The organism is Nostoc sp. LPT (assembly GCF_017115165.1).
GTDB lineage: Bacteria > Cyanobacteriota > Cyanobacteriia > Cyanobacteriales > Nostocaceae > Nostoc.
The window spans coordinates 1-21,015 of the sequence record NZ_JABXKF010000087.1 but is presented as its reverse complement, the minus strand read 5'-3'; the positions used below and the strand labels follow the sequence as shown (position 1 = coordinate 21,015).

The following is a 21,015-nucleotide window of genomic DNA, read 5'->3' as shown; positions in this document are numbered from 1 at the left end:
TGCTAGATGCAAGTTTTCAGCTTACCTGCTTTGTATACCAATTAGATAGCTAGGGCTTCTTGCCTGTTCTCCCAACCCTGTTCCCTGTTCCCTCGCTACGCAAGTAAGTTCAGGAATCAAATCGGATTCCTATAGATGGAATGGCACTAAGAAAAACTCTAAGCAATGTGGAATAAATACTACAGCTTTTAATGCCCATCGAGCAGTAATGGCATGAGTCAGGCGATGCCTTCTCTACGAGAGGCTTCTCTTTCAGAGACGCTAACGCGAACGCCAACGGCAACGTCTTCTCTTCGAGACGCTGCGCGAACGACGAACGCTAATGGAGAGATGAGGTAAGGTTGCCCAAAAGTTTTTGGAGGTAGAAAAAGCTTACTCGTTCATGGAATACTTTCTTTAAAACGAGCAAGCACATACGATAACTACTACTGTGACATTACGAGTACAAATCCTCAAGTAGAAATTTAGCCCGAGTTTTGGGCTACCTTTTGAAGAACTGTTGCCAGAATCTGTAATTAGGCAAGCAATATCTGAGCTAAAGATGAAATACAAAAAGCGTTTATTTGACCCAGTAATAACATTGTGGGCATTTTTCTCACAAGTGTTGGACGCTGACAAAAGTTGTCATAATGCTGTGAGTAAAATAATCGTCCTGCTAGAAATGAACCACGAGTTCGTAAACGTCGCCCCAAAATTTACCCCTTGATGACCAAACCTCGCAATGAATTACGAAAGCAATTGTAAACTGTTTAATTGATAAGCGTTTCCGCTTTTCTTAGTGCCATTCGCCCCAGTCCCTTTACAGTCGAATCGAGACTGTTGCTTTAAAGACTACAAGATATACTCAAAGACAGCGCATTTGACAAGGCTTAGGGGGGAGCAACGCGATTTCGTGAAGGTCGCCTAAAGGACGTGCATAAATGAGCTTTAACACGGCTTTTAGATCAAATCACTCACTTGAGTCCCTGTATAATTGGGAACCCAACCTTCTGCGTTGGCGCAGCCCGCCGCAGGCATCGCAAAATAGCGTACTCCTTTAAAATTCAACGATGCAGTTGGGCTGCACCAATGCTCAACGCCAGCGGGGATGTAGAGATAGTCTTGTGCCTGAACTAAAAGCTGTACCTGACTACCATCAAGTCGTACGAAACTATAAATCATTTCTCCTGACAACACATAGAGGGGTTCAGCCGCAGGATGAGTATGGTAACGGCCGTAGGTTGCGATCAGGTGGTGAAGATTGAACGAACCTGGGTGCACATTTAGTAAGTCACACCAGAGAGCGCCATTTTCTTGCTGAAGAAATTCAAAGACGCTGTTATGGAGTTCTACGCAATAACGTTTCTCGGCCTCAGTTAAAACGTCCTGGTCTAGCAGATTAGGGAAGAGTAGCGATGTTCCTGGGTCGTAGTGTTTGAGTTGAATGCCAAGAGGCGCAAGTTCGCGAGCTATTTCGCCTAAATCGCTCTCAATTGTACCGTCGTCAAGTAGTAGGTTAGCCATGACAAAAAGACTAATTAACTGTTAAGAAGAGTATACTCAATTTCGATCTAAAAAACCACTATTCCCGATTGACAAACCGGGGAATGAGGAATAGGGAATGGGGCATAGGGCATAGGGAATGGCAGAGAATTATTGAACAAGTTCCTTCCTTGTCTCTTCCCAATGCCCTTCAGGAATGCTGAGTACTGAGTGGGGAATCTCACTTCTTTACTGAGCACTTGGAACTCGAAACTCAGAACTGTTTTGCCCAATACCCATTAAAAGAATAAATTTATCGCCAGAATGATGCTTATTGGTACCACTAGCATCTAAGCTAGTACGGGTGAACTATATCCAGCATGGAATGTCTGACTTAATTCTGTTTTGGCATCGGCGCGATTTACGCATTTCTGACAATACGGGACTGGCTGCGGCAAAAGAGCAGAGTCCGAAGGTAGTGGGCGTGTTTTGCCTCGATCCGCATATTCTAGAACGGGATGATGTTGCTCCTGTGAGGGTAACTTATATGATTGGCTGTTTGCAGAAACTCCAAAAGCGATATGCTCAAGTTGGTAGCCAGTTGTTAATACTCCACGCCGATCCTGTACAAGCAATACCAGCCTTAGCCGAAGCAATAAATGCCAAAGCTGTTTTTTGGAATTGGGATGTAGAACCTTATTCACAAGAACGCGATCGCACTATTATAAATGCCCTCAAAGAAAAAGGTATTGAGTTTCTTAACCAAAACTGGGATCAAATCCTCAACTCCCCAGAGGAGTTACGCACGGGTAGTAACAGCCCTTACACGGTTTACACCCCCTTCTGGAAAAATTGGCTTACTAAACCGAAGGCTCAACCAGTAGAAACATTGCAAAATGTTGAGGGATTAACGGAAGCTGAACAGGAAATTGCCAAACTTGCAGGAGCGATCGCACTACCTTCAGCAAAAGATTTAGGATTTATTTGGGATGAACAATTAATTATTTCACCAGGAGAGGCGGCGGCACAAGAACGATTAGAAGAATTTACTAATAAAGCCATTACTGAATATCAAGAACAGCGCAATTTCCCCGCAGTGGACGGTACATCACAACTGAGTGCAGCTTTAAAATTTGGCGTAATTGGCATTCGCACCGTTTGGCAAGCCACGATAGAAGCACAGGAAAACAGCCGCAGTGAGGAAACAGCAGTTAATATCCGCACATGGCAACAGGAATTAGCTTGGCGGGAGTTTTATCAACATGCAATGTATAACTTCCCGGAATTAGCTGATGGTGCTTTCCGCGACACCTTTAAAAACTTTCCTTGGCAAACTAACGAAGAACATTTCCAAGCTTGGTGTGAGGGGAGAACAGGCTATCCCATTGTGGATGCAGCAATGCGCCAATTAAACGAAAGCGGCTGGATGCATAACCGCTGTCGGATGATTGTTGCGAGTTTCCTGACTAAAGACTTGCTAATTAATCCCCAATTGGGAGAAAAATATTTTATGCAGCACCTGATTGATGGTGATTTATCTGCCAATAATGGCGGTTGGCAATGGAGTGCTTCTAGCGGCATGGACCCCAAACCTGTGCGGATTTTCAACCCAGCTAGTCAAACACAAAAATTTGATCCAGAGGGGGAATATATTCGGCAATGGGTGTCAGAATTGCGGTCTGTAGATACAGAATATTTAGTTACTGGTAAAATTCCACCTTTAGAACGTCATGCTGTTGGCTATCCTGACCCAATTGTGGATCATAAAATACAGCAACAGCAGTTTAAACAGCGTTATCAACAACAAAAAAATATTAGTAGTGGTGAGTAAAATTGTTAGTTTTTTAATAGACAGTTCCAAAAATTCTGTCCTACATTCCGCACTTCTATTTTGAAACCCCTCTTATTTGCAAATAATGTGGTTTCAAAATTGCCTTGTTTGCGGTTAGAAGTGTTTATGTTTGCAATTCGCTACACCTAGTATTTGGTTGATTTATTTTACCAAATACATTTGGTCAATTATTGTAAATCAAAGGGTTGAAGACCCCTACCTCTACAGGTAGCGCGGAGTCGGAGCCACTCCGCCTCCGATCATTTTCAGTCGAGGTTTAAATCCCCGTCTAAAAATGTCTAAAATGTTTGAATGCGTGAATGCGTGAATTGTTAAGCCTGGCCTACCACTATCCCGCAGTGGTCAATATCTTGTACTCTTATTTCTGATGCTGATGATGCCATTTATCAAAAATATCATCAATCTCTTCACTTACCTGCAGAATGTGAGTCAGCCTACTGGAGAAAAACACATGAACACGATCACAGTGAAAGACGGCATAGAGATTTACTACAAGGATTGGGGCAGCGGTCAGCCCATCGTTTTCTCGCATGGTTGGCCTCTATCGGCCGACGACTGGGACAACCAAATGATGTTCTTCTTAAATCACGGCTATCGCGTTATCGCCCATGATCGGCGAGGGCATGGACGCTCGAGCCAAGGCGGCGACGGACACGATATGGATCATTACGCCGATGACCTCGCTGCGCTTACCGCGCATCTCGACTTAAAGAATGCTATCCACGTTGGACACTCGACTGGCGGCGGTGAGGTGACACGCTACATTGCGCGCCACGGCGAAAGCCGCGTTGCCAAGGCCGTTCTCATTAGCGCCGTGCCACCACTGATGGTGAAGACCCCAGAGAATCCCGGCGGTCTACCTAAAGAGGTATTTGACGACTTTCAGGTGCAGGTTGCCACCAATCGGGCGCAATTTTATTGGGATGTGCCGAGTGGGCCCTTTTACGGTTACAACCGTCCGGGTGCGAAAGCGTCGCAAGGCGTGATTGAGAATTGGTGGCGCCAGGGCATGATGGGCAGTATCAAGGCGCATTATGATGGCATCGTGGCCTTCTCCCAAACCGACTTTACCGAGGATCTTAAGAAGTTCTCTGTGCCGACTTTGGTAATGCACGGCGATGATGACCAGATAGTCCCCTATGCCGACTCCGCCCCACTGAGCGCTAAGTTGGTCAAGGGCGCGGTATTGAAAACCTACAAGGGTTTCCCGCACGGTATGCCGACAACAAATGCAGACCAGATCAATGCCGATCTCCTCGAATTCATTCAGTCGTAAACGCAAACCACTCGGTTCTCAAGAAAGTCTCCATAGTGCCGCCTCAAAGCGTCTAACCAGGCGATGCAGCGAACCGCGCCCTGCTTTGATGCGTGGCTTTGGTATAGTGTGTTCGTCCACCTTGCAGCCATGCGCACTCGCCGATCTTGTGTCTCGTTAGCCCTCAATCTGTCGATAGGGCGTAGCGAGAGGTCATCTTTGGGTTGTGATGTCCAGGTGAGCGGCAATGCGATCGCAGATTCTCGGTAGTCTGGGTTAAGGAACGAACCCAGCATTTCAAGCATCAAGGGTGATTGTTCCTTGCCTCGTAAATACTGTAAGGGGCGATCGCCCCAAATCATGCACGATGATGCCAAATAGGCAGTTTTAAATCATTCGTGAAATAATAACAGAACTGCAATACCTTAGCCAAAATAAGAGTATGAAGAGGTAGGGCTGACGTAGTAGAGTTATTGTCTCTCACAACGACAACTCAAAACCACTCTTCAGCCCATGCCCGATATCTTATCACTGCTACAATGCCTGCTACCGAAAATAAATGCAACAACGATGCGGCAATTGAATCAGATAATCCTGGCTATGTTAGCAATGAGCCACCGAGTCACAATGTTAGGAATATCCTGTTGGGCAGGTATTGGTGGTAGTTATCGAATATGGTTTAATGTTGCGAATTTTAACGGTAAAATTTACCTAAATTTGCATGTAGTCCAGTTGCGCTCACTTCTTTATTCTTTGTTAGGTTTTTCATGAATGAATGATTTTGACACATTTATATTCCAAACAACTGGGAGAGTACTAGGTAATAAATTTGGTATTTGATAAATCAGTTATGTTTGCAAATAATCGGCAAGTTTGATAATACTGACGATTTTCACCCCATCCATAGCAAATGATCGGCGCAGTTGCATCTAATCGATGTCCTAGAAACAATGCAAGGTAAGCAGGACTTGTAAGGAAAAGGTGAATTTCTTGACAGTTTGTAGATTGCAAGTGCCAAACAAGCTGTTTTTTGAGATTACCAACTATCCAATTTGCTTGTTCGACTGAAATAATCGGTTGTTCTCCTTGAATTTCCAGTAGTGGTGCATCTGATAATCCAAATTTTGCTAAATTATGCTGTACATCTATAAGATTATTACTATGAATACTTACACTGACAACAATACTTTTACCTTCTCCTTCTATTAGGTTAGAAGCCAAAGGATATGCAGGAGTTTCAGTGTTAGGATGAGAATTGGTTGCCAAGTTTTCTCCACGGTAATCCATTTCAATGACATAACCTCGAACAGCAGAGAAGACAGAACCGATCGCTAAACAAGCTGATAAACGACGATTACCTAAAAGTAAAATCCGCTTAGTGTTGCGGTAGTTTTCAATCCATGTTCTTGTGTTTTGAAGATCAATAAGAAGTTTATCCCACTGGTCAGGTGCTGGCATAACACGCGTTTCACCACCTGAAAAACATTCCCAATCAAAGCGTAATCCCGGATGTAGTGGGTCATCTTGGGGCGTAGTGGCTGTGTAAATGGAAATTGAACGAAAGGGAGGTTTTTGGCTGGTTGGAATCTTTTCTTGAAGTTTATTTTCTAACTCTCTACGGAATATAGTACGATTCTTGTTTTTCCGTATAAACGTACTCATGTTATTGTAGATGTCAATAATTATTCTTCCAGATAAATCAACATATTCGTTCAAATACTCAATCAATTTTTTATTAAATACTGCTTCACCATCGTATTTCGCAGTGTTCCAGTGTATTTCAACTGTTACCTTATCTATTAAGAAAAGTGCATCTTTTTGCGTACCGCCTTTTTTCTTAACCAAGTCAACATATTCCTGTACGGAATTATGTATGACAGTATCATGCTCATCGTAAAAATCTTGTGATCCTTGAACTCGCTGTAAGCCATTGAGTAAAGGATGTAATTCTTTAGATACACCCGCTCCAACTAATGTAAAACGGCGATAAGTTTTTGGGCTGCCAGCATCTATCTGCTGAAATCGCTTGATTTCATTCCAGAACTCAGTCGGTTGAAGTACGTGATCTTTAACCTCAATCAAATCTTTAACGAAGCCATAACCAGGGACGAAAAACTTTGCTTCAACATCGCTGGTTGCTTCCTTAACCATTGCTGTAAATCCATCCTGAGCCAACCATATAGGAATCCGAGCAAGGATGACATTATCTTGGAAAGAAAACCCACCCTCTGCTATATCTCCACCTCGTGATTGAGGCTCCAAGAGAGAGGGTGTTAGATGATTGCCTTTAGTTGTACGTTTTCTCACAATTTAGTTAATTTCCTTGCTGGTTTCACCAGGATTAGCACACCCTCCCTTAAGATTACAATCAGAGGCATGGGATGATGAACCTAACCATTTTCCTGTGTCAAGCCATAGTTCATAGTAGTAGAGCCATAATGCTGTCCAAGGAAGAATGGTTGTGGCAATAAGCATATCTCGTTGCCAGGGACTTTCCTTTGGATAATAAAGACAGAGTGTACCATCTGTCCAGAGGTGTGGAGCTTTAGGAGATAAAGCTGGTGAGATCACTTTGACATTAGGATAAGAATTAAGTTTGTAAGATACTGCTACTCGGTATTTCTGAGAAAGTGGCGAAGGCTGAAGTGTGCCTCGCCAAACTCCGGCTCCAAGCTCTCGCTTGTAGGTAAACCCTGGAAACCGATACCGAATATGCAAATTCTGAAGTCCCAAATTAACTGTCGATCTCAGCTTTGAATATTCAAACTTGCTCAATCCCATGAAATTTAGTTGGAAGAGTTGGAGTGTATGAATCTGAAGCCAAATAACTTGGCAGAATTAGTCCGCTAGGGCTGATAAAAGACTTGCCAGGATATGCCTCATCAGCAAGCTTGGAAGCTGCTGTTTCTACTTCAAATGGAAAGTATTCCTTGCCAAAAATTTTCTGCCAATATGCAATCGCTTCATCTCGATTATCTGTTTCCAAAGCTTTCGCTGCCCAAAGTCGTCCTTCCTTGATTCGCCGCATGAATGTCTCAAAGTGATTAGGGCTCCAATTCCAAGAAATATTATGTCCCAATATTGGGTCTGGAATATTCGGAGTAGCGTCATCATTACGTCCAAGCAGGCATTGATACTGAGAATAAATAGCATCCAGCAGATCGTGAAAAAGAACCGCCAGTGGTTGAGATATATCTAAGTTGCCTTTCTGAATGTGAAATACTAATAACGCACCAAGCCAATAACTTTTGGGCTTCCGGCTTTTCATTTGCTGGTTGCGGAAGTGTTTCAAAAGGATTCCCAGCGGTTTTACTTTACCATTATGTTCTTTTTGCAACTTATTAAGCAGATTGATAAAGCCGATTGGGTGAGAAGTTATCCATTTGTTGAATCCGCGATCAGGCACATAAATTATATTTTCAAAACCATCTGGAGCAATACATGGTACAAAATCTAGATGAAAATCTTGGCTTTTAAAATAGACATGAATTGAACGCCTTGCCCGTTCAACATCAATTTCTGCTTCTGCGTACCCTTGATAGCCAAGATAAGCTGGCAATTCATCTAGACATTTCTTTAAATCCCAAATTAATCGCTTTGCTTCTGGTTGATTATTTTTCGGATTGCCAGGAACACGAACTAATGTATCTACATCCTTGACATCTCCTGCCCCCATTTTTTGGGCATAAGAACCTGCCAGACGAGTATGAGGATCAATAGTAGGAAACTCGCTCTCCTCTATAAACTTACGCACTATCGGGGGAAGTTCTTGTGCTGCTTTGATTCGATGCTCTGGCGGACGAATATTCTTGAGCAGCTCTGCAAAGTATGTAACAACTGGGAACACAAAATTTACCTTATTAATAATAACTAAAACTTCATCACAATGAATTTATTGCGGCTTTGAGCGTTTGTTGCAAACTTTCTTTATTAACATTCCAACGCTGTCAAATAAGCATGGTTCAGCTTACCCAGCGACTCCAAAAACTTCTGCACCGACTCCTCCAACGCACTAGAATACACCCGATTGATGCGATCGCAGATCACCCGCACCTGCTGACATTCGGCAAGCAAGTAATTGAAAGATTTGAGATGCTTTAACCCAACCGTAAGCTCTCCATCCCAGAGCCTCACAGTACAGCTAAAGTAGTTTACTTGACTAACAATCGCCCAACACTTGCCCTTGCCTCGGAGTTCCGGGTTGTCTTTGGCTAAAATTTGACAAACTTCACCAATCTGGTAGCTGTTGGGTACTTGGGTGCGCTCCATAATCCTTTGCACAACATCTAGTTCTACCAGTCGGCATACCCCCAGCTTCTTACAATGCCGTTAGCCAGACCTCCTGCTGAGGCAAGTTACGATGACGCTGTGCATGAGCACGCAGACAAGATAGTTTTTACCGTCCTGTTTCACCTATCTGATCTGCATCATCTGCTACTCCATTGCGAAAGCGTACTTCTAAACCGTGTTCTGGCTCCCAAGAACACTCAGCCATCAACTCAAAAGTAGCAATATGCAGGTCATACTCAACGTGGGGCGGGACATAGATATATGAGAAAGTGACCTCATCCCAGACCTGAATGGGATTAGCCAGCGGCGGCATTTCCTGATCTCCAATCATGTCACGATATACATCATAATTTTGCAGCACCAGAGGAGCAGTGATGCGTAACACATCGGCTGGCAAGGCTAGAGCTTGCCGAATAGCTTCACGCTGGAGCGATGAAAGTTCCCCAATCTGCCCCTGTTCAAAATCCACGCAAATCGGCACACAGCGATCGCCCAAAACAGCACATTGTGCTAAAGTCCAGTGGTTATCTTCGAGTCTCATCTGTCCAAACTCAGCATCGTAGTAACTCCTTGGGGATTTCATCATCCTCAGTCTCATTATTATGTTGTCAATTATCACAGAACTAGCTATTAAATAATTTACATGGCGGTGAGTATATCCAAATCGTCCAAGGCAATATTCCTCGAAAGTTTTATGCGTGGAACTATAAAGCCTGCGTTCATATAACTCTGCCGATACCTTAAGAGCTTCAAAAAATGCCCTCTCCACCCTGCGTTTCAAAAGCAGGCAATCATGTTTGTTCTTCCTGTGTCAAATCGAACACTCTCGACATCGCACTGTGTTTAACTTTTTGGTCAATCTCATGGCTGGTTTAGCTGCTTACACCTATTTACCTAAAAAACCCTCAATTGACATTTACCTAAAAGATTTGCCTGCATTATCTTCTGGCATTTTTTAGTTCCGTCGAACTCACGTTAGTAGAGTACGGTGTTGGCAAACCAAAAGCATTCCTAGAATTGTTCCGCCAAGAAACAATAAAATTAGCTTTTCGCAAAGCATTAGACCATAATAACCCTTCAATTCTTCTTTCTTACGTGCTGTTCTCTACCTTGAAATTGGAAAACTAACCAAACCAATTATTGCATCTATAGCCCGAAGGCAATATATTATGGTGGCTTTATCTGTAGCTGCATTTTAGAGAATTGGTATTACAGCTATTTTCAGATAAATAGACCACGCGGTAGGGGTGCAAGACCTTGCGCCCCTACAACAGATGTGATTCAAATATATGAAAACTGCTGTAAATAACCCAGATGAGTTAATACTTTATCCTAATTTTTCAATTCAGCCTGCTGGAGTTCAACGAGTTACAACGCTAACATGACATTAAGTCTTGACAGGTAAATGAGAAATTGTCCATAAGATGAGCAGGAAGATTAAGTAAATTGCACCAACTAATCCAAACTCAATCAGAGGAATATAGGTTACTTCGTAAATTCTGCCCAAGCCGCGTTCAGTCAGTGCATAAACAGCCAGGACACTCACTAAAAAGGCTCCGTAGATAGTACGTTTAGTCCAGACACCCACAGGTAAACCGTGAAGTTGAGTAAGCACGAGAATACCAAGAAAACCAAAGAGAAATGTGGGCCACTTGCTTTGTCCTAGCATCAACGACACAACGACACTATGTAAAAGCACCGTAATTTCTAAAATAAATGTCCACCAACGGTTTACATGGGTGCGGTTAAAAATCAAGGAAGATTGGAGTAGAAGCAAGAACATATAGAGAAAACCAATTAAGTGCTCTAAAGTTGCTTCCATTGGGTGATACCAGAAGGTATAGATAGCGGCGAAGGAGAAAAAATAGCCGTGGTACAGCTTGATAATTTGCAAAAACTGTTGATGGAATGGAACAGAATTACCAAAAAATAAACCGCGTCGAGGTGTTTCTAAAATCAGTACGAAAACTAGTAAGAGTACAACTGCACCTTGAGAAGCCCAAATTGAAGTATCTTGAGCTAGAGCATCATACCAAATATATGTTTGGAGAAAGTGTAATGCAATAAATGCACTATTAATGGCAAGCATGAGGTAATTTATCGGATGCAACGCCGATTTGTATTTCAACTGCGATCGCTGCGCCCACAAGATACACGCCCAGATGCTAAACTGATGCCCAAGGTACATACCCCAAGCCGTTGCTCGACTCCAAAAGGTTGGTTGGGGAAGCTTCCAGTAGTACCAGTTTAATCCTTGGTCAGGAAGTTTGGGGATACTTGCAGGAATGCTCCCACCGATCCAAATTGCGTAGGTGAGGAGGATGCTTACAAAGATACCTAAAAATAATACTCGGCGACCTGTCATATTAATTCGTAATTCTTAATTCAGACCTAGATTTTCAGGCTACACGTTCTGTTTTTGATTCAGATGCACTTTTAGTTACTCGCAAACTAAGAATCAAAGCTACTACCATTACTAAAGTTCCACTCAAAAAAGGAGCAAAACTCCCAAATCTCATAAAACTAACTCCTGCCCACGTTGGCCCAGCGATGCGTGCCAATGCAGAGCAAGAACTGGCAATTCCTAATATTTGTCCTTGTTCTTCTGGAGGTGTCATCTGGGAAATCAAGCTGTTCAATATTGGTTGACTGATACTAATTCCCCATGCCACAAGTGTGGTGGTGACTAATAATAAAATTAAGCTTTGTGAGAATCCAATTAACAGTAATCCTAAACCTAATCCTAATATTCCCAAGATAAGTAACTTGATTTCACCCAATTGTTTCTTGAGGAATCCGATTAGCCCTCCTTGAATTATTGTGCTGACAATCCCCATGAAAGCAAAAAGATAACTAGCTTGTTGAGGGCCCCAATTTAATTGCTGCTTAGACCATAAAGCTAATGTAGAGTCCATAGCTGCAACAGCAAAGGTGACTAAAAAGTAGATGCCAACAAGTACACAAAACTGTGAACGCTGTGACAGCTGTAGCAAGTTTAGCAATCGCTGACGGTGGCGATGAACTTGAATTTTGGCTTTAGTCTCAGAATTTAGAGATTCTGGAAGTAATATCAAAGCACAAAGAAATGCCAATAAGGATAATCCGGCTGCAAACAACGACGGTAGATGAAAGTTAGCGTTGTTCGGATCTGACCCGATTAAAAGACCTCCAATCGCTGGGCCGAAAATAAACCCAAGACCAAAAGCTGCGCCGATTGCACCCATGCCACGAGCTCGATTAGCTGGTGTGGTAATATCTGCTATGTACGCCTGAGCAGTGGCAATATTCCCTGACATAATCCCAGCAAGACTACGAGCAATAAACAAAATCCATAAGGAGTTGGCAAAACCTAAGCCTGCGTATGCAATTACCGAACCGAATAAAGTCAGTAATAAAATCGGACGGCGACCGTAGCGATCGCTAAATCTGCCCCATAATGGCGCAAATAAGAATTGCATTAAAGAATAAATAGCTACAAGTAGAGTCGCTTCATTAGGTTTTGCACCAAATTGTTCAGCATACAAAGGCAGTATCGGCAGAATAATTCCGAAGCCGAGCAAGTCTATAAATACAGTCAAAAATAAGACGAATATAGCCCTGCCATTATTTTTACTCTCCATCTGTGCAATTCCCTTTCATAAAAAAGATGTGTAACTTAGATTAGTTTTATGGACAATCAGGGAACGCTCGATCGTGAATAGACATTGAATGCAACCAGTAATCAGTACAAGCAAAGTGTTTGAATTTCAGTGTGATTGAGCAAAATAGCATGGAACAAACCCATGATGAAAATCAAGCCAATAATACTACTAATGAAAGCAACTATAATTTCATGCTTCCGTATGGCTTTTTGTATCTTAGCGTCGATGATATTTTCTAATTCTTTGTATAACATTGAGTTGAATTTGGTTAAAGACAAGAATTATCTGGAACTTACGTTACATACTTAGATAAGTTTGAGTACGTCCAAATCTCTAACTTATTAAATGAAAACTATTTCGATGTCGTGGGAGTCTTAAGTATGTTTACGTCGTTTCAAAACAGCACCTGAAACACCAAAAGCTAATATCGCTAAGGTATAAGTTGGTTCGGGAACTGCAAGAATGCTTACCTGATTAATAGCCAAGCCATATTGTGGAGCAGAACTGCTAAAAACAAGTCGTGAGATGTTTGGAGTGTCACTACGAATCCCCAAAAATACTGCCGAATTATCTAATGCTAAGGACGAAATATTTGGAACTGAGAAAGTACCCAATAGGTTATTGGCGTTATCAAAAGCGGCGATCGAGTTTTCAATTTTCAATTTACTAGTGTCTACAGCTATCTGAGTTCCAGCGCCAAAAACTGGCTGGGCAAAACTAATCGAAAAAGGCCCGCCGTTCCCCTGAGTACCAGGATCGGGAGTACCAGGAGGAACAGGGATAAAACCTGTTGGGTCTATACCTCCGAAGAGAATAAAATCACCTAGACCGAAGTTACTCCGAATGCCAGGTGGAGGTAAAGTTTGAAAGACAAATGGTGGAGTAATTTGAGGCTTATTAGTTGGAGTTATATTTATATCTAACCCTAAACCACGTTGCGATGTTGCTGAAAAAGAGTTAGGTAAAAAAGCAGAAAAATTAGGGGTAGAGGGATTAAATACTTTACCTAAACTATCCCAATTAACTTGATCATTGCCTCCTAAACTAGCACGCTCAGTTACTAAAAATGTAGCGGCTTTAACTGGTAATGGGAGAACCGTTATTATGGCTGTGATTGCTGAAAAATATTTTACAGATAACTTAAACAATTGATTTATCGTAACTTCCACAAGGTTTCCTCCTTAATTTTTTAAGATAATATCATCAAAATGCAACAATTAAATATTCATGATGAGACAATGCATTGTTCCGATGGAGAGAGTTAAAGCAACTGCTGTCATCGCGCCGACTGCCCTTAAATGTTTCATTGGCGATCGTTACCAGTCAACTTGTTATTGTCCTCTCTCACCATGAATTAGATTATTTCCAAGACTAGCAGAGATATTGTCATTGCCTCCACGAGCAAAAATCCGGTCGTCATTACTAGTACACACCAATAAATCATCATTAGGAATATCAATAATAATAGATATAGAATATTCCTTGATAGTTTTGTATATCAAATGCAGTTGATATTTGTAATACTGACATAATACAAATATCAAAATTATAAATTTCTGATGAAATATACCTCAAAACAGTTAATCATATTTTATATCTCTGGTGAGAGAAAAATGCGATTATCTATTTTTTAAATTATTTAATTTCTTCAAGGGTATCAAAAATGCGGGCGCTATTGTGTTGAAAATATGGGCAAGCAATAAAATATAGGACTTATACAGCAGATTTCAACTTCTCTACGAACGCGAACAGCGTGTCCAAGACAGAGGCTACATCAACGTCAGGTAAAGAAATATTCCACCCGCGCGATCGCGCGCACCCAAACTCAACTCTTAGCGTACTGCGTTAGGCAGGCAATGCCCGACTTGTTCGCTCTTAGCGTTCCCACGATGAAAGCAAGTGAGGTGAGGGTTGAGTTCGGGTATACTTCCAACAAATAGATTATCCAATATTGTGGGGTATTTTTTTTATTTGTCAGTCCCCTATGGCAATTTATAGCTACCAACACGTAGATTTAACTGACCTTGGCGCGGATTATGGCTGAATATAAATGCCCCTTCTTCGCTTTCCCCACTAGATAAAAAGTCGATCTGTTGCTCTCCTGTTTCTGTAATGCCGTTAATCAGTAACTCAGCCATAATCTGAACTGACTCAGCTGTATCTCCTCCACTATTCACAACTTCAAAAGGAACATAAAACTGGCCATTAATTTCTCGAATTGTTTGTTTTTTAGTGACAGAAAGGATCGGAGGTTGATTTTTTTCGTTCAGCCAAGTGTAGCCTACTAGACTCACAATGATTGCTAGGATGAATGAGGCGATGCTGAATGTTATCCACTCAGCTATTGAGCGCTTTGGTTGTTCTGTTTTAGTCATATTGCTAACCTTCCGGCTGCACCACCAATACTTGCAGGTAAACCCAGTATCAATGTGTGATCTAACCACATTGTCCAGGGGTCGCTAAGAGTTAATTTTTGAAAGAACCACAGCATAAAAGCAGCTGCTAGCAGTGATACTAGGTAGGACATAATGGTTTCGCTTGATGGTCGTTGAAAAATTCCCTTTTGCTCTTTACGTTTTTGCTGGTTAGAAAAACCTGCCTGAAATACAATGCCATAAGAAATCAGCAAAGATGCGGCGATCATTGCTAACTCCCAAGGTGGAGAGGTTGCGGCTGCAAGCATGGGAATTTCATCTGTGGGAGCGATGTTAAATGCAATTATGGTTGCACCAATCAGGGTTCCACCCACATCAGCAAAGGTGGCGTGTAACTCATCCCCTTTGTTCTTGGTTGTGCTATTTTCCCGATCGCTTGCTTGTCCTTTTCCATTACTGTTTTCAGTATTTCCCAAAAACTGGTTGGCTAATGCTACACCGAGAGCGAAGGGCACACTTTCAAAGATGATCTTACCTAAAGACTCCCTTAAGGAAGTTTCTGGTGTCAATTCTCGCAATAGTAACAGCACAAAGGTAGAACAGGCTAGTCCGATCGCGATCGCTTCGACGGTATCCATTACAGCTTGATGAGCGAGGCCTGTATATCTGCGTTTCCGAAAGCCTTCTGTGTAATTGAGCAAGTAAACCACAATAAACATTAATGCGATCGCCATCATTATTAGTTGTGGTTTTGCCAGCGATCCAATCCACCAAACCTCCATTGTGTAGAGCAAGGGTATGCCAAACAAAAAACCTCCACAAGCACCTCGAATGATGTCATTAATCTCATTCTTCCAGATATTTTTTTGACTTTTTGTTGGCACTCCTTTATTTTCCTTTTATTTAAATTTTGCTTTAACTTATAGTTCATTTATTTGGCAAAAAGTTATTTTTTTAATATATATAAATTTTATTTATCAGATTGTGATGTTTTGCATTATGTGCTACAATTATCATCGGCATCTATCTTAAGTTAAAATAATTCACCAAAATATTCTCTCGGTTGATGGAAGTAAAAAACAATACAGAACTGTTAGATTATTTAATAGCTTAGGGATTTCCAAGTAATAAAATAACCGAATATTTTATTATTTGTAGGATGAGCGTCTTACCTGTCCTATGAAATGAGCGGGCTTTTCGACCCACTTTGCAAGTAGTAGTAACTTATTTTTGGAGTTCCCTGAATCAACTACAAGCTGGAGATGAAAACCATGAGTGCCGAAAAGAGAATAGAAGCGACTGCAAAAAATATTGAAGGAAAAATTCAAGAGGTTGTGGGTGAAGTCACAGGTAATCCACAAGATAAAACTGAAGGACAAGCAAAGCAAGCTGAAGCCCAAGTTGGTCACACCGTAGAAAATATTAAAGACGAACTCAAGAAAGCTTTAGAATAATTTCGCTTGTCTAGTGCAAAATAGCGATTTTATTGATGATTGACTCCTAAATTTGTAACTTTAATTACTCCACTTTCTATAAGTTAGTGGGGTTTTTTATCGCGTAAAAACGCTGATTTTTTAGTTGTCGTTTCCATTTGTGTCTTAACTAATTATTTGTCAATTTAACAAAATATTGTCACAGCATTCTAAATATCTAAAACCCTGACATAGCAAGGATTATGTCAGGGTTTTAAGTCGTTTAAGACAGTTATAACCATACAAGCCAATATTCACTAATTAGATGTCAAATACCAGAGATTTCACAATTTAATTGTCACTTCCCAGAAACTTGGAAAAATCATAACTTTTCATAAATTAACAAATTATTTGTCAATTTGTTAGGATAATACAACTATGTTTTGATAAAACACTGTATGCAAGATATAGATGGACATTGCCAGAGGTGTTTTATGAGATTTACAGAGATGGAAAATTACCAAAAATTTGTAGAAGTTTGACACATTCTTTCAACTTTGTCTAAATGCGATCGCTCTTATTATTTTTCTAAAGGTTATAAATTGCCCCATTCTCAGCTAACCATTGCTTTCGCTCAAGATAATCTGGCACAATACGCTCCACCCTATGCCAAAATGCAGTGCTGTGATCCGGTTCAATTAGATGCACCAGTTCATGAACTGCCAAATACTCAATCATCGTTCGTGGTAGCATTGCGACTCGCCAGTGAAAATATAAATCACCTTTGTGTCCGCAAGAACCCCAACGATTCCCTAACTCACGTACTTGTACTGAACGAGGTGAAGTAGTAACTCGTTTAATCAGTGTGGCAATTTGTTGTTCTACAATTGGCTGAAGGTGTTCCCGATACCACTGAATAAAGTGTTCTCGACCTTGAGCTTGTGCTGGGCGTTGTAACTCAAAGCGGCTTTGATAGAGTCTCAGAGATGGCTGTTGTTGAAGCTCTACTACTTTCAGGCGATAGCTACGTCCTAGATAATAAAAACCTTCACCTGATACGTATTCTTTAACGCTAGCTGGTGGATTTAATGACTCTTTTTTTAAAAGTTTACTGTAAATCCAGTAACGTTTCTCGCTGACAATTCTTTCTAAGGCTTCTATTGGTACTTCTGGGGGAGAAGCTAAGACTAATTTACCGTCACGTTCGACGGTAATCCCGACGGTGCGGCGTTTGGAACTGTGACGAATTTCAAAACTCAGGTCGCCAAAGGTGATGCTTGTCATGCCATTAAATTATCACGATTTCTCCTAGCTACTTGGACTAATTTATCCGCGACTTCTTCGAGTTGGTTGTAACTCACTAAATCATGATCGTCCAAGTAGCCTGCTATCCACCTTCTTAAATCCTCTTGGACTATTTGGCTACCCCAATTTACCCGTCGTATTTCTTGGCGGATATGTTTGACAATTTCTACAGTTGCTTGAGCAAGTTCGGGGAGTTGTTTTTGGGAATATTCACTTAAAATGTTGAGAAATGGCATTTGAGTTTTGGGATCTAATCCAGTCTCATCTGTAGTACGGCCAGCTTGGATTTGTTCTATATACTTCCGCAACGCCTCAACTTTTTCTTCCCAGTTATCAGCTAAAAATTCCAGGATTTCTGTGAGTTTTTCACTTAAATTTTTGTAGTAAACTGGGTCTTCTTCATAATTTACGCTGATATGGTGACGGGCAGCGAATTCCATTTCTGCGGCTTGTGCTTTAATCGAGCGATGGCGCTGGACATGGGTTTTGAAATCTAGTGACATAATATTAATCGGTAGCACTTTTGGGTCAATACCTTGCGATTCAATATATTGGTCTATTAATGCTCTAACTTTTTCTTTGCTACTAATGATATTCAGTTTTTCATCTCTGTAGAGGTCAGCAACAGCTTTTTTAATCAAGCCTAGTTTTTTGGCATCTTGAACAAAATTATAGGGCTGACGTGCTTCGGAACGCGGCAGTATTGTATCGAGAGTGTTGAGAAAGTCTTGGAAACAGTCGTTAAATTCAACTCTGAGGCGTTCATCTCTGAGCAAGTCTACACAAGCATCTACATCATCAATTGTGCAGCCCTTTTCAGTAAATAGAGCAATAACTCGCTGGTGTCTGTCGCGCAACTTTGGTAATTCGGCACGAATATCAAACCAGGCAGATTCTGTATCAAGATTCTCATAAACCGAGAGTGCAGCAGCGATATCAACACCGTAATAATCGACCACTAACCCTTCTGTTTTTTTATCATCATACACTCGGTTAACACGAGCGATCGCTTGCAGCAATTCGTATTCTTTTAGCGACCTGTCTAAATATAAAACTTGTTCTAGGGGTGCATCAAAACCCGTTAGTAGCATATTTTTGACGATTAAAATCCCTAAACTATCTTGGTCTAAAGACTTTTTAAATTTCTCAATATTAATTTCCTGCTGGCTTTTATCTGTCCACTTTTTCCAGCTACTGTCATCTCCTTTATCACCAGAGATGATAACAGCAAATTCTAGTTTGCGTATCGTTTCGAGATGTGGGAGTGCTTGAGCAAAAAAACGAGTTTCGGCATCAAGCGATTCTAAAGCCTCCGTATCGAGACTTTGCAGAATCGGGGCGCGGTGTTCTAGTTGCTGTACTATTTCCCGTTGCGCTTCCACAAACGCCTCTTGGTAACAAACGGCGGCGAGACGGGTAGAGGCGACGACTTGCGCTTTAAAGCCTCCTGCTAAAATGCGCTCAATATAATGATGCAGCATACTTTTAGCTTTGGCTTTAATTAGTTCCTGTGCTTCGCCAACTTGAGTTTTAGTCGCGTATTTAGCTTTAATTTGCGCCCGTTCTTCTGGGGTTTTATCAGCAAAGATAATTTCAAAAAGTTTGTCGAGGTCATCACCTTGGGTTACAGTACCTCTAGCTTCTAATCCTTCGTAGACAATCGGCAAAGTGACTTTATCTTCTTGGGATTTGCGGATATTGTATTCGTCGATAAATGAACCAAAGATTTGCAGCGTGGTTTTTTTCGCAGCTTTGACAATCGGTGTACCAGTAAAGCCGATACGGACACAGTTAGGTAAAGCTTCTAATAAGTTGGTATGGAGGGTTTTGGTGTGAGAACGGTGTGCTTCGTCAATTAACACTAAGATATTTTCGGAAGGATTGAGGTTTTTCGGAATTGGTTCTATTTCTGCTTCTTCATCAGAATCTTCGCCACCTTTAAATTTCTGAATCATTCCGAAGACTAAGCCAGCGCCTGGTTGTTGCAAGTATTGTTCTAGCTTTTTGACGTTTTTAGCCTTTTGTAATGGTTCCCCGGTGAGGATGGCGGTATCTGCAAGTTGTTTTTCTAAGTCTCGGCGGTCGGTGACGACAACAATTTTAAAGCGGCGTAATTCTGGGATGGTGCGAATTTTCCGAATTAAGTAAACCATTGTCAGGCTTTTACCTGAACCTTGGGTATGCCAGATAATGCCACCGCGTTGGTCATCTGTGCCATGTTGGGCGCGGGTTTGATTGTGTTGAAGTTGGTGCAGTGCTTTATATACTGCCCGATATTGCTGGTAACGGGGGACAATTTTGATGGTGCGTCCGCCACTGGTTTTAAATAGGGTGAAATTATGCAGGATGTCGATTAGATTAGCTGGTTTCAACATCCCGGCGCTCAGGGTTTGGCGAGAATTCAATTCCGAAACGCCTAATTGTGCAGCAATTTCCGCTTGGGGGCTGGGAATGGTATCTTTCCAATCAACATAATGTTCGTAATTTGCGCCGATGGTTCCGGCTGTTGCCCGTCCTCTCGATGCTGCTATCATCAGCAGATTGTAGTGGAATAATTTCTCTGCACCTTCTGGTTGACTGCTACCCCGTTGGTTGGAATATTTCAATAAGTCTTGAATTGCTTCAGTTATCGGGTTATCTAAATTGGGACTTTTACATTCAATCACTACTAAAGGAATGCCGTTAACAAGTAGTACCATGTCTGGGACGATAAACCCCCGATTACCTGTTGCCCAAGGCGGGTCTACTCGGTATTGATTGATGGCTAAAAAATTGTTGCGGTGAAGATTTTCAGGATCAAATTCAATAAAATGTACCGTATGCTGTTTACTGTCTTGTCCTAAAACAGTAGTACCTTTAAGTAGCAATTCTGTAGCGGCTTGATTGGCTTCGATTAATCTGTTTGCACCCAAGCGTTCTAACTGACTGACTGCGGTTTGAACTTGGATATCATCTAGCCAAGGATTGCCGTTGTCATCTAAGTTGATGCGTTTGATGGCGGCTTTGAGGCGTTGTATCAGTAGAACTTGCTTAAAGTTTTCGCGTTCGGTAATTGCGGGATTGTCCCAACTGCCTTCTATATATTGCCATCCCATGCTGATGAGTTGTTCAATGATGGGTTTTTCTACATAGATATATTCTGGGGTTGATTGTGGCATAGTGATAGTTTTTACATTAAGAGACACACCTAATATATTTTGCACCAAAGATTTGCGGTGGTCACTGACTTGTACTGAGCTTGTCCTGAACGTAGCCGAAGGGCGCAGTCGTTGGCGCAGCCTCTCGCAGAGAAGTAGCTTGTCCTTGCTACGCGCAGCGTCTCGTAGAGAAGTGCGGGCTACGCCAACGCATTTGTTATTTTGACGTACGCATTTGTTATTTCGGCGTACTCATTTGTTATTTCGGCGTACTCATTTGTTATTTC

General features: G+C 41.6%; 18 protein-coding genes and 2 pseudogenes. 5 read left to right on the top strand and 15 right to left on the bottom strand.

The window, feature by feature from the left end; genetic code table 11:
* Window positions 1-939 precede the first annotated feature (939 nt).
* Window positions 940-1,503, bottom strand: a complete 564-nt coding sequence (locus tag HWQ58_RS18385) for a cupin domain-containing protein (RefSeq protein WP_292865513.1) — start codon at window positions 1,501-1,503, stop codon at window positions 940-942.
* 343 nt (window positions 1,504-1,846) lie between these two features.
* Between HWQ58_RS18385 and HWQ58_RS18380 the strand changes: the two genes are divergently transcribed.
* The gene (locus tag HWQ58_RS18380; protein WP_292865519.1) at window positions 1,847-3,292 is read left to right on the top strand and encodes a deoxyribodipyrimidine photo-lyase, 8-HDF type; all 1,446 of its coding nucleotides are present in this window, start codon (window positions 1,847-1,849) and stop codon (window positions 3,290-3,292) included.
* A 472-nt stretch (window positions 3,293-3,764) separates the two neighbouring features.
* Complete coding sequence (locus HWQ58_RS18375; RefSeq protein ID WP_292865516.1) at window positions 3,765-4,589, top strand: alpha/beta hydrolase; 825 nt, start codon at window positions 3,765-3,767, stop codon at window positions 4,587-4,589.
* Here the strand turns inward: HWQ58_RS18375 and HWQ58_RS18370 are convergent.
* Complete coding sequence (locus HWQ58_RS18370; protein WP_292865510.1) at window positions 4,580-4,945, bottom strand: hypothetical protein; 366 nt, start codon at window positions 4,943-4,945, stop codon at window positions 4,580-4,582. The genes HWQ58_RS18375 and HWQ58_RS18370 overlap by 10 nt on opposite strands.
* A 136-nt stretch (window positions 4,946-5,081) precedes the next feature.
* Between HWQ58_RS18370 and HWQ58_RS18365 the strand changes: the two are divergent.
* Window positions 5,082-5,240, top strand: a pseudogene (locus HWQ58_RS18365) (IS4 family transposase); the annotation flags it as partial.
* Window positions 5,241-5,384: 144 nt separating this feature from the next.
* Here HWQ58_RS18365 and HWQ58_RS18360 read toward each other — a convergent pair.
* The 5 genes from HWQ58_RS18360 to HWQ58_RS18340 form a co-directional block, all read right to left on the bottom strand.
* A complete protein-coding gene (locus HWQ58_RS18360; protein ID WP_292865507.1) occupies window positions 5,385-6,875 on the bottom strand; it encodes an SAVED domain-containing protein in 1,491 nt (496 codons plus the stop codon).
* A gap of 3 nt (window positions 6,876-6,878) precedes the next feature.
* Complete coding sequence (locus tag HWQ58_RS18355; RefSeq protein ID WP_292865504.1) at window positions 6,879-7,286, bottom strand: hypothetical protein; 408 nt, start codon at window positions 7,284-7,286, stop codon at window positions 6,879-6,881.
* A 43-nt stretch (window positions 7,287-7,329) separates the two neighbouring features.
* The gene (locus HWQ58_RS18350) at window positions 7,330-8,415 is read right to left on the bottom strand and encodes a nucleotidyltransferase (RefSeq protein WP_292865502.1); all 1,086 of its coding nucleotides are present in this window, start codon (window positions 8,413-8,415) and stop codon (window positions 7,330-7,332) included.
* Window positions 8,416-8,498: 83 nt separating this feature from the next.
* Window positions 8,499-8,837 (bottom strand): hypothetical protein, encoded by a 339-nt coding sequence (locus tag HWQ58_RS18345; protein WP_292865499.1) that lies wholly within the window; start codon window positions 8,835-8,837, stop codon window positions 8,499-8,501.
* 127 nt (window positions 8,838-8,964) lie between these two features.
* Window positions 8,965-9,444 (bottom strand): hypothetical protein, encoded by a 480-nt coding sequence (locus tag HWQ58_RS18340; protein ID WP_292865496.1) that lies wholly within the window; start codon window positions 9,442-9,444, stop codon window positions 8,965-8,967.
* A gap of 226 nt (window positions 9,445-9,670) precedes the next feature.
* Here HWQ58_RS18340 and HWQ58_RS18335 point away from each other — a divergent pair.
* Window positions 9,671-9,817 (top strand): annotated as a pseudogene (locus HWQ58_RS18335) (IS982 family transposase); the annotation flags it as partial.
* Between the two features lie 428 nt (window positions 9,818-10,245).
* On the opposite strand, the gene HWQ58_RS18330 reads toward HWQ58_RS18335, so the two are convergent.
* The 6 genes from HWQ58_RS18330 to HWQ58_RS18305 form a co-directional block, all read right to left on the bottom strand.
* Window positions 10,246-11,223 carry a hypothetical protein gene (locus tag HWQ58_RS18330; RefSeq protein ID WP_292865493.1) on the bottom strand — a complete coding sequence of 326 codons (978 nt, stop codon included), beginning with the start codon at window positions 11,221-11,223 and terminating at the stop codon, window positions 10,246-10,248.
* 34 nt (window positions 11,224-11,257) lie between these two features.
* Window positions 11,258-12,478, bottom strand: coding sequence for an MFS transporter (locus HWQ58_RS18325; RefSeq protein WP_292865490.1), 1,221 nt, complete (start codon window positions 12,476-12,478; stop codon window positions 11,258-11,260).
* Between the two features lie 395 nt (window positions 12,479-12,873).
* Window positions 12,874-13,668 (bottom strand): hypothetical protein, encoded by a 795-nt coding sequence (locus tag HWQ58_RS18320; protein ID WP_292865487.1) that lies wholly within the window; start codon window positions 13,666-13,668, stop codon window positions 12,874-12,876.
* A 162-nt stretch (window positions 13,669-13,830) separates the two neighbouring features.
* Window positions 13,831-14,043 carry a hypothetical protein gene (locus HWQ58_RS18315; protein WP_292865484.1) on the bottom strand — a complete coding sequence of 71 codons (213 nt, stop codon included), beginning with the start codon at window positions 14,041-14,043 and terminating at the stop codon, window positions 13,831-13,833.
* Window positions 14,044-14,481: 438 nt separating this feature from the next.
* On the bottom strand, window positions 14,482-14,874 hold the full coding sequence (locus HWQ58_RS18310) for a TIGR02588 family protein (protein WP_292865481.1): 393 nt from the start codon (window positions 14,872-14,874) through the stop codon (window positions 14,482-14,484).
* Window positions 14,871-15,758, bottom strand: coding sequence for a TIGR02587 family membrane protein (locus HWQ58_RS18305; protein ID WP_292865478.1), 888 nt, complete (start codon window positions 15,756-15,758; stop codon window positions 14,871-14,873). The genes HWQ58_RS18310 and HWQ58_RS18305 overlap by 4 nt, the downstream gene beginning before the upstream one ends.
* Window positions 15,759-16,145: 387 nt before the next feature.
* On the opposite strand from HWQ58_RS18305, the gene HWQ58_RS18300 reads away from it, so the two are divergent.
* Complete coding sequence (locus tag HWQ58_RS18300; RefSeq protein ID WP_104906826.1) at window positions 16,146-16,328, top strand: CsbD family protein; 183 nt, start codon at window positions 16,146-16,148, stop codon at window positions 16,326-16,328.
* A gap of 546 nt (window positions 16,329-16,874) precedes the next feature.
* Here the strand turns inward: HWQ58_RS18300 and HWQ58_RS18295 are convergent.
* Together HWQ58_RS18295 and HWQ58_RS18290 are read right to left on the bottom strand one after the other, a co-directional pair.
* Window positions 16,875-17,570, bottom strand: a complete 696-nt coding sequence (locus HWQ58_RS18295) for a SprT family zinc-dependent metalloprotease (RefSeq protein ID WP_292865475.1) — start codon at window positions 17,568-17,570, stop codon at window positions 16,875-16,877.
* The gene (locus tag HWQ58_RS18290) at window positions 17,567-20,749 is read right to left on the bottom strand and encodes an HsdR family type I site-specific deoxyribonuclease (RefSeq protein WP_292865472.1); all 3,183 of its coding nucleotides are present in this window, start codon (window positions 20,747-20,749) and stop codon (window positions 17,567-17,569) included. The genes HWQ58_RS18295 and HWQ58_RS18290 overlap by 4 nt, the downstream gene beginning before the upstream one ends.
* Window positions 20,750-21,015: the final 266 nt, after the last annotated feature.

Excerpts from the sequence above, each read along its gene's own strand:
- HWQ58_RS18310 (WP_292865481.1), bottom strand. The coding sequence starts at position 14,874 with ATGACTAAAACAGAACAACCAAAGCGCTCAATAGCTGAGTGGATAACA.
- HWQ58_RS18290 (WP_292865472.1), bottom strand. The coding sequence starts at position 20,749 with ATGCCACAATCAACCCCAGAATATATCTATGTAGAAAAACCCATCATT.
- HWQ58_RS18325 (WP_292865490.1), bottom strand. The coding sequence starts at position 12,478 with ATGGAGAGTAAAAATAATGGCAGGGCTATATTCGTCTTATTTTTGACT.
- HWQ58_RS18345 (WP_292865499.1), bottom strand. The coding sequence starts at position 8,837 with ATGGAGCGCACCCAAGTACCCAACAGCTACCAGATTGGTGAAGTTTGT.
- HWQ58_RS18330 (WP_292865493.1), bottom strand. The coding sequence starts at position 11,223 with ATGACAGGTCGCCGAGTATTATTTTTAGGTATCTTTGTAAGCATCCTC.
- HWQ58_RS18300 (WP_104906826.1), top strand. The coding sequence starts at position 16,146 with ATGAGTGCCGAAAAGAGAATAGAAGCGACTGCAAAAAATATTGAAGGA.
- HWQ58_RS18295 (WP_292865475.1), bottom strand. The coding sequence starts at position 17,570 with ATGACAAGCATCACCTTTGGCGACCTGAGTTTTGAAATTCGTCACAGT.
- HWQ58_RS18380 (WP_292865519.1), top strand. The coding sequence starts at position 1,847 with ATGTCTGACTTAATTCTGTTTTGGCATCGGCGCGATTTACGCATTTCT.
- HWQ58_RS18340 (WP_292865496.1), bottom strand. The coding sequence starts at position 9,444 with ATGATGAAATCCCCAAGGAGTTACTACGATGCTGAGTTTGGACAGATG.
- HWQ58_RS18375 (WP_292865516.1), top strand. The coding sequence starts at position 3,765 with ATGAACACGATCACAGTGAAAGACGGCATAGAGATTTACTACAAGGAT.
- HWQ58_RS18385 (WP_292865513.1), bottom strand. The coding sequence starts at position 1,503 with ATGGCTAACCTACTACTTGACGACGGTACAATTGAGAGCGATTTAGGC.